Below are 8,494 nucleotides of genomic sequence, written 5' to 3'. Positions count from 1 at the left end.
TAAAATGGTAGTCTATATAATGAAGCAGAAAGAATGAACAAAGTCAGATTAATCAGACGTTTACTCCGACTTGCTCCTCTCGTTCTTTCTGGGTCTCTTTAGGATATTTTTTTGAATATTTTGAGACTTCGATCCTGATCACACTTCCCCATCCCTTTATCTAGGGGTGGGGCTTTTTTTGTCCTTGAACAATTTTTTATTCTTTTCGCTTTTGCTTACGTATATGTTGAGAGGTAGTAAATTCATCAAGAAACGCCTGCTCCTTGGCTTTTATTTCCTCCCGTTCTTCCTCGTCTTTACGATCTTTCGTAATTTCAACTTTTTTCTGCTCCGCAAAAGCTTCTGAAAGCTTGGCTCTTGCTTCTTCTAGTTCAGGCTGAATATCTATAATAGCCTGTTCCAATCGCTCTCGCTCTATCTTCGCCCATGCCACAAATTGACCATAAGCAAATGTGCCTTCGGTTGATTGTTGAGCAGCGACTTTCTCTGATTCAACACGTTCTGCAAGTTTGACTTTAGCTTGAAGAAGTACATCTTCTTTTTCCTGTACCTCTTTCAATTCTCGTCTTCTTTCATCAACTGTAAATTCAGCCAGACGAATTAACGTATCTAAAGTGGATTTCACTCTTCATCCATCCCTTGAACCATTCCCAGTATCTGGGCAAGTTCAGCATAGCCCGTTTGAAGATCAGATTTTTCTTGGCTCCGTTGACTGATAAAATTCTCAATATCAGGATAATAATGTATAGCTTCATCAACAGCTGGATTACTACCCGCTCTATAAGCGCCCAAACGAATCAACTCAGCCATATCTTCATAAGACGACAAAAATCCCTTCGCTTTATTTACAATTTCATTCTCTTCAGGACTATTACAACCAGGCATGCTACGCGAAACACTTCGAAGAATATTAACCGCAGGATATCTATTGCGATGTGCAATATCACGATCCAGAACTATATGACCATCCAAAATACCACGAACAGCATCTGAGATTGGCTCATTATGATCATCCCCTTCCACCAGTACAGTGAATAAACCTGTGATACTCCCTGCCCCTGTCCCCGGGCCAGCACGCTCCAACAGCCTTGGTAATTCAGAAAAAACGGTCGGTGTATACCCTTTTGTGGCGGGTGGTTCACCAACACTCAATCCAATTTCACGTTGGGCCATCGCAAAACGCGTTACCGAATCCATCAAACATAGAACATCTTGTCCTTGATCACGGAAATACTCAGCAACAGACAAGGTCATATATGCGGCTTCCCTACGCATTAATGCCGATTCATCTGAAGTGGCGACCACAACCACACTTCTTGCCAGCCCCTCTTCACCGAGATCTTCCTGAATAAACTCCTGTACCTCCCGACCACGCTCACCGATCAAACCAATAACAATAATTGGCGCACTGGAATATCTAGCCAACATGGACATCAACATGGATTTACCGACACCGGATCCCGCAAAAATTCCCATGCGCTGTCCACTGCAACAAGTCGTAAATGTATTTAAAGCGCGTACGCCCAGATCAATCTTCCCACCAAGGCGATTACGTGTATGCGCCGGCGGTGGGTTGTTTCTAATCGTATAGGGAATATCACCTTGCTTGAGAGGCCCAAGTCCGTCGACTGGATTACCAAACGCGTTAATGACCCGCCCTAACCAAGTTGGATCAGGGCGAATAAGAGGTTCTGAATCCATCATTTCGGCACGAGCGCCAAGACCAATACCATCCAAACCGCCATAAGGCATAGCAAGAGCAGCACCAGAGCGAAAGCCAACGACTTCACAGGGTACCTTTCGTTTGCCTTTACCTATCAAAAAACATCGATCCCCAATTGAAAGCATGCTTTCAATCCCGCTGATTTCTATCAACATCCCCTGAATACCAGCAACCTTACCATAAATATGCTGCGGGTTGATTGTTTTTAGATCTGTTTCTAACTGCGATAGTAAACGGCTCATCACATACTCTTTATGAATTTATCGAAGGATCAATATAAATGACTCGTGCCAAATTCAAAAGAGAAGGAAGAAGAATAGTCCTTAATTCTTTAGACACAAAAAGATACATTGATATTTCATCAAGATTTGTTAACCTTTATTAACAAAATAATAATAACATGAATAATAAATTAACGGGGGTGGAAAATGCGTATCTTACTTATTGAAGATGACGCCACCACGGCACAAAGCATCCAACTATCATTGAAGTCAGAAAACTTCATCATTGATCTTGCCCGGCTCGGCGAAGAAGGCTTAGAAATTGGCAAGATGTATGATTATGATCTCATTATCCTTGATATCATGCTACCAGATATTGATGGATATGAAGTTCTCCGTCGCTTTAGGGATTCTAAAGTTACAACCCCAATTCTAATACTATCCGGCCTTTCCGAAATGGATGACAAAATTAAAGGATTAGGTATTGGTGCCGACGACTATCTTACCAAACCATTTGATAAACGTGAGTTAACTGCGCGCATACAAGCAATTATTCGCCGCTCTAAAGGGCACTCACATTCTATTGTCAAAATTGGCGATCTCAGTATCAATCTAGACACACAATTGGTATCGGTAAGTGGTAAAAACGTACATTTGACCGGAAAAGAATATGCAATATTGGAACTTCTTGCCCTGCGTCTGGGATCAACGCTAACAAAAGAGGTATTCCTAAATCATTTATATGGTGGTTTAGATGAACCTGAAGCTAAGATCATTGATGTATTTGTATGTAAATTGCGAAAGAAAATAGCGAATGTCGCCGACGGGGCAAATTACATAGAAACCATTTGGGGGCGCGGCTATGTTTTAAGAGATCCTCATGCTGAATAAACCAAAAGGCCCGAAATTAGTCCGGGCCTTTTAGTTTACCAATTGAACATAAAATCTAAATGCCCACATCTCCATCGCCACGCTGATAAAGCCCACGACGTCCTGTTACTGGCTTAAAGCTGTCTGTAACACCAAGTACGGTTTCCGCGCCACCTAAGAATAGTGCACCGTCTTTCGGCATCATCTTAGCAACATTATCTAAAACCATTTTCTTTGTATCTTGGTCAAAATAAATCAATACATTACGACAAAATACGATGTCGAATTCACCCAAGGAACGAGGGTTTTCCATGAGGTTAAATGGACGGAACTGAACCATAGAGCGAATACCCGAATCCAACTGCCACTTATCACCATTCTGTTTGAAATATTTAACCAGTAAGGTGATCGGTAAACCACGCTGCACTTCAAACTGAGTGTAAAGGCCGCTTTTTGCTTTATCTAACATTTCCACAGAAATATCAGTCGCCATAATTTCAACACGCCATCCAGATAGCTTGGCCTGCATTTCCTTTAAAATCATTGCTAAAGAATACGGCTCTTGTCCACCAGAACATGCTGCACACCAAATACGAATTCGACGAGAGGACTGCCTTTTTTCTAATAAGTTTGGTATCAAGTGATCACGAAACATATCGAATGGACGGGTATCACGAAAGAAAAGAGTCTCGTTCGTCGTCATCGCTTCTGTAATATCAGAGATAACAGCTTCATCCCGCTTCACTCGAACAACTTCACATAACTCTTCAAGGCCTTTTAATGCATGTTTTCGTGCAACCGGCATCAATCGGGTTTCAAGTAAATAGGATTTGTCCTCACTCAAAACAAGACCTGAGCGTTTTTTCAACAGAGTGGAGAGCAATTCGAAATCTTGAACTCTCATACCGGTCCTCCTGTAGCAAATGATCTGATCTTGGCCCCTACTTCGTCAACAGGTAGAATAAAGGAGCATAAACCTGCTGTTGCAACAGCACCAGGCATCCCCCACACAACACTCGTTTCCTCATCCTGCGCAATAACCTGTCCACCGGCGTTTACAACATACTCACATCCCTTTTTCCCGTCAGATCCCATGCCTGTTAAAATGACTGTTAATACATTCGCGCCATAAGCATCAACGACGGAACGCAACATCGGATCAACAGCTGGTCGGCAGAAATTCTCTTGAGGACCGTGATCTTTATGCAATGTTTTCTTTAAACCATTACTTTTCACCAACATATGATAATCGCCTGCTGCAATATAGATATGACCAGGTAAAATTTCCTCTCCATCTTCTGCTTCTTTAGTCGGACGACCACTTGCTTTTGCAACATGTTCAGCAAGAATTGTAGTGAAGGTCGGAGGCATATGTTGTGTAATCAAAATCGGTTGCTTCACATCAGGGCCAATATTTGACAAAACTTTAAATAATGCCTGCGGTCCTCCTGTTGAACTACCAATTGTGATTACATCAGGCTTCATTCGTTTTGATTGACGTAAATTAGCAGGTGTAGAATATAAACTCTTGGTTTCAGTAGTCTGTCCTTTTGCCGTTTCCTTACGAAGTGGCGCAGATGGGCGTACCGTTGTAGCGGGTTGATCAGGTGTTTGACGCGCTGTGAAGGGGCGGCGTGCACTCGTTTCACTTGCTGCCTTAAATGCATTAACAGACGTTAGCTTTTCTTGACGTGCAAATGCGCTTGTACCACGCGCGCCGGTAGGCATCGCCCCACTACGTTCGCGAAGCGCACGGCGACGTTGACCTGTTTTTCCAAGTGCCCGCACTTTTCCAATAATTTCACGTTTAAAATCTTCTTTCCCACCAATCTCAGTATTTGAAGTTGGTTTTGGAACATAATCTGCGGCCCCTAATGACAATGCTTTAAGGGAAACTTCAGCATTGCGACGCGTTAACGTGGAAGCCATAAGAACTTGCACACCTGGCATTTTTTCAATGATTTTAGGTAATGCAGTTAGTCCGTCCATACGAGGCATCTCAATATCAAGAACAACAACATCGACAGGATGACGATCCAGTGCCTGCAATGCTCGTTCCCCATCACCTACCGAAGCAACAATCTCGATATCGCCTTCAGCTTCAAGAAAACGTGTAATTAGGCCCCTAATAACAAGTGCATCATCAACAACCATTACCTTAATTGGTGCATTTGAAGATTCTGACGACGCATTTGTATTCATAGAAGATTGCCTACCACTTTTTGTAGGATGTAAATTATTCATCCAGCTCTTACTCTCGAAACCTATATCAAACCAACTTGAGTGAACTTACTTTGAATAATTTCACTATCAAATGGCTTCATAATGTATTCATTTGCCCCGGCAGCAACAGCTTCCTGAATATGATCCATATCGTTTTCCGTTGTACAAAAAACAACAATAACATCCTGTCCGGTCGGTAATTTACGCATCTCTAACATGAACTCTAAACCATTCATATTAGGCATATTCCAATCAAGCAGGACGCATTCAGGCATACTATCTTTGCATGCATTCAGTGCCTGCTGACCATCTTCTGCTTCAACTACATTGAAATTGAGTTCTTCAAGAATTTTCCGCGCAACCATACGGATAACACGAGAATCATCCACCACTAGGCAGGTTTTCATTGTTCGATTCTCCAAAAATTAGACAAACAAGGGTTCTATTTTTATTTTTTGAATCCCTCTAAAAAAGAGTACCTCTTCAATAGAGGAATTCAAACATTTATTTCTTAAAAACACTGATTAATTTGTAGCGCTCAATGTTTCCGCCAAAGCTTGTAGTAAACCATCACGATCATGCTTCGCCACATAGTCAGTAAAACCAACCTCACGTCCATGCTCTAAATCCCCCGGAGAAGTATGAGATGTCATTGCAATCACAGGAGTAGAAGCCCAGCGACTTTCCTGACGTAAAGTACTGCAGAACTCAAATCCATTCATTCCAGGCATTTCAATATCACTGACAATCACATCAAAGTCAGAACCGGATTCACACATATGTAAGGCATTATCTGCGCTTTCTGCCGTTGTAACATCATAACCAGCGACGGAAAGAATTGGAGATAACAAATTACGGAAGAAGGCACTATCATCAACCAACAATACGCGACGTTTGCTTGCTTCAGCGCCTAAAGCCTCTGTCTCAGCTCCAAACCAATCACTGAAAGCTTGGGTTAGATAATAGCCTGTATCAATAACCTCACTCGCCTGACCATTGATGATCGCACTACCAACCATACCTTCTTTTTCTGCACTTAATTCAACATTCAGACGATCTTCAACAATGTCAAGAATCTCATCTACAACCAAGCCCATGGAGCGTTCACGATCAGAGAATACCAAAGTTGGTTTCTTGCCTGTTGTTGGCATTTCGTAATCGCGAGAAATAGGTACAAGTGGCATCAAATTACCACGATATTGAACAAGAGCCTGTCCATTTGTGAACTCGACCTTATCAAAATCGATTTCCTCCAAACGCGCAATCAATGCAAGAGGCACAGCTTTCGGAGATTCAGACCCTGCACGGAACACCAAGAGAGCAACACGATCATCTGCACCAGCACCACGCAACGCTTGAGCCTCCTCAGCAGCCATAGTATCAGCTGCCACGGCGGCAACATCACCCAATTCTTTAGCGATACCGTTAAGATCCAAAATCATAATCACGCTACCATCACCAAGGATAGTATTACCAGAGAATGTCTCTATATGGCGTAAAATGGAAGAAACGGGTTTCACTACAATTTCTTCTGCATCATAAATCTTATCAACGATAATACCGAAGGAATTTGTACCTACTTGAGCAATAACGATAACTTGTTCGCGCTGATCAAGATTGGATTCTTCCATATTTAATAATTTGCGCAAGCTTACCAATGGTAAGAGCACATCACGAATACGAAGAACAGGTGTTCCATGGATATTCTCAATAGTATGTTCCGAATTATCACCAGAACGTACTAATTCAACAACACTGATTTGAGGAATGGCGAATTTCTCATTTTCACATTCCACGATCAAAGCAGATACAATTGCCAAGGTAAGCGGAATTTTAATGGCAAACGTACTACCTTTACCTTCTTCTGATTTCAACTCTACGTTACCGCCGATTTTATCGATATTGGTTTTAACAACATCCATACCAACGCCACGACCAGAAACAGAAGTTACTTGCTGGGCAGTAGAAAACCCTGCGGCAAATACAAATTGATGTATTTGATGTTCGCTCATTGCATCAAGTTCGGACTCTGTCGCCAAACCATTTTCAACACATTTCTGACGAATACGCGTAGTGTTCAATCCCTTACCATCATCACGAATTTCAATGATAATATGGCCGCCTTCATGGAACGCATTCAAAGTAATGGTACCAGTTTCTGGCTTGCCTGCGGCAACGCGATCTTCAGGGCCTTCAATCCCGTGATCCGCAGAGTTACGAACCATATGTGTTAACGGGTCTTTAATAATATCAAGAACCTGTCTATCTAATTCGGTTTCGGCACCAATCATCTGTAGATCGATTTTTTTATCCAATTCGATAGATAAGTCGCGAACGATACGCGGCAATTTAGCCCATGCATTACCGATAGGCTGCATACGAGTCTTCATTACACCTTCTTGCAACTCGGAAGTTACATGGCTCAAACGCTGTAGCGGTGCATTAAATTCACTATCACCTGCACTACGTAGTATTTGAAGGAGTTGATTTCGTGTCAATACAAGCTCGGAAACCATAGTCATCAAGTTTTCCAGCAAATCAACGTTCACACGAATAGTTTGCACAACACCAGAGCTTTCTTTCTTCTCCGCCGCCATCGTTGTTTTTGGCTCAGGAGCTTTTGCTGGTGCAGTTTCTTTTGCAGGCGCAGGTACCGACGGCGCAGCAGCAGATGCTGCTGGCGCATCCTCACCAGAAGCTGCATCAGCAGCCTTTTTAGCTGCCATTGGATCGCCAGGACCGTTATAAGGTGTCGCGTCAAACAACGCTTGAAGCTCATCATTATCATCTGCCGCAGGCGCATCCATATCCATTAGAGCGTCAAGTGCAGCACTGCCACTTCCAACCGATTCTGTTTCAGCAGGAGCCTCTTCCGCGGTTGCCTCTTCGGCAACTACTTCTGCAGCAGGCGCGGCCCCCTCGCCAGGGACCTCACCTGTATCCGCCAAATGGTTTAAACGTCCAATAAGATCAGAATCATCACCTTCAGGTTCTACCTCTGTTTCCTCAAGCGTTTGTAAAATCTCTTTAATACGATCAAGGGATTCGAGAATTAAAGTCACAGCACCCGCAGTTACTGTTAAACTACCATCCCGGAAATGACCTAGAACATTTTCAGATGCGTGGGCAACTGACTCCAATCTCGGCAGCCCAAGGAAACCACATGTACCTTTGATCGTATGCACCAAGCGGAAGATATTACCTAAGATCGCTTCGTCGTTTGGATCTTGCTCAAATTTAACAAGCTCTAAATCGAGCGTGTCCATACTTTCCGCAGTTTCTGTCAGAAATTCACTAAGCAGATCATCCATGATAATTCCTCACCCTTGTTATCTTTTAGTCAAAACGCCAGGTTAAAATAAATTCTAACAAAACACGACGTTTCTTAGGACAAACATTTTACGCAACTTAAATTCAAATTACGTTAAATACATTAAAGTCTGCAATTGCTTTTTTT

7 protein-coding genes are annotated in these 8,494 nt (G+C 42.6%); 1 reads left to right on the top strand and 6 read right to left on the bottom strand.

Annotated features, from left to right (window positions below; genetic code table 11):
* Positions 1-196: 196 nt before the first annotated feature.
* Together fliJ and fliI are read right to left on the bottom strand one after the other, a co-directional pair.
* Entirely contained in the window at positions 197-625 is a 429-nt protein-coding gene (gene fliJ, locus E1160_RS02150; protein ID WP_155153346.1) for a flagellar export protein FliJ, read from the bottom strand.
* Positions 622-1,965: a flagellar protein export ATPase FliI gene (fliI, locus tag E1160_RS02145; RefSeq protein ID WP_155153345.1), complete on the bottom strand. Its 1,344-nt coding sequence runs from the start codon at positions 1,963-1,965 to the stop codon at positions 622-624. Before fliI ends, fliJ begins: the two co-directional genes overlap by 4 nt.
* Before the next feature lie 186 nt (positions 1,966-2,151).
* Here fliI and ctrA point away from each other — a divergent pair, with 186 nt between their 5' ends.
* Positions 2,152-2,835 carry a response regulator transcription factor CtrA gene (gene ctrA, locus E1160_RS02140; protein ID WP_155153344.1) on the top strand — a complete coding sequence of 228 codons (684 nt, stop codon included), beginning with the start codon at positions 2,152-2,154 and terminating at the stop codon, positions 2,833-2,835.
* 55 nt (positions 2,836-2,890) lie between these two features.
* Here the strand turns inward: ctrA and E1160_RS02135 are convergent, their stop codons facing one another.
* The 4 genes from E1160_RS02135 to E1160_RS02120 form a co-directional block, all read right to left on the bottom strand.
* Positions 2,891-3,718: a CheR family methyltransferase gene (locus tag E1160_RS02135; protein WP_155153343.1), complete on the bottom strand. Its 828-nt coding sequence runs from the start codon at positions 3,716-3,718 to the stop codon at positions 2,891-2,893.
* A complete protein-coding gene (locus tag E1160_RS02130; protein ID WP_235914022.1) occupies positions 3,715-5,016 on the bottom strand; it encodes a protein-glutamate methylesterase/protein-glutamine glutaminase in 1,302 nt (433 codons plus the stop codon). The genes E1160_RS02135 and E1160_RS02130 overlap by 4 nt, the downstream gene beginning before the upstream one ends.
* A 62-nt stretch (positions 5,017-5,078) precedes the next feature.
* Positions 5,079-5,444, bottom strand: coding sequence for a response regulator (locus E1160_RS02125; protein ID WP_155153342.1), 366 nt, complete (start codon positions 5,442-5,444; stop codon positions 5,079-5,081).
* 117 nt (positions 5,445-5,561) lie between these two features.
* Entirely contained in the window at positions 5,562-8,348 is a 2,787-nt protein-coding gene (locus tag E1160_RS02120) for a hybrid sensor histidine kinase/response regulator (protein WP_155153341.1), read from the bottom strand.
* Positions 8,349-8,494: the final 146 nt, after the last annotated feature.

The sequence above is a fragment of the Curvivirga aplysinae genome, assembly GCF_009711445.1.
Lineage (GTDB): Bacteria > Pseudomonadota > Alphaproteobacteria > UBA8366 > Aestuariispiraceae > Curvivirga > Curvivirga aplysinae.
The sequence above is the reverse complement of the archived record's forward strand: the minus strand, read 5'-3'. Positions and strand labels throughout refer to the sequence as shown.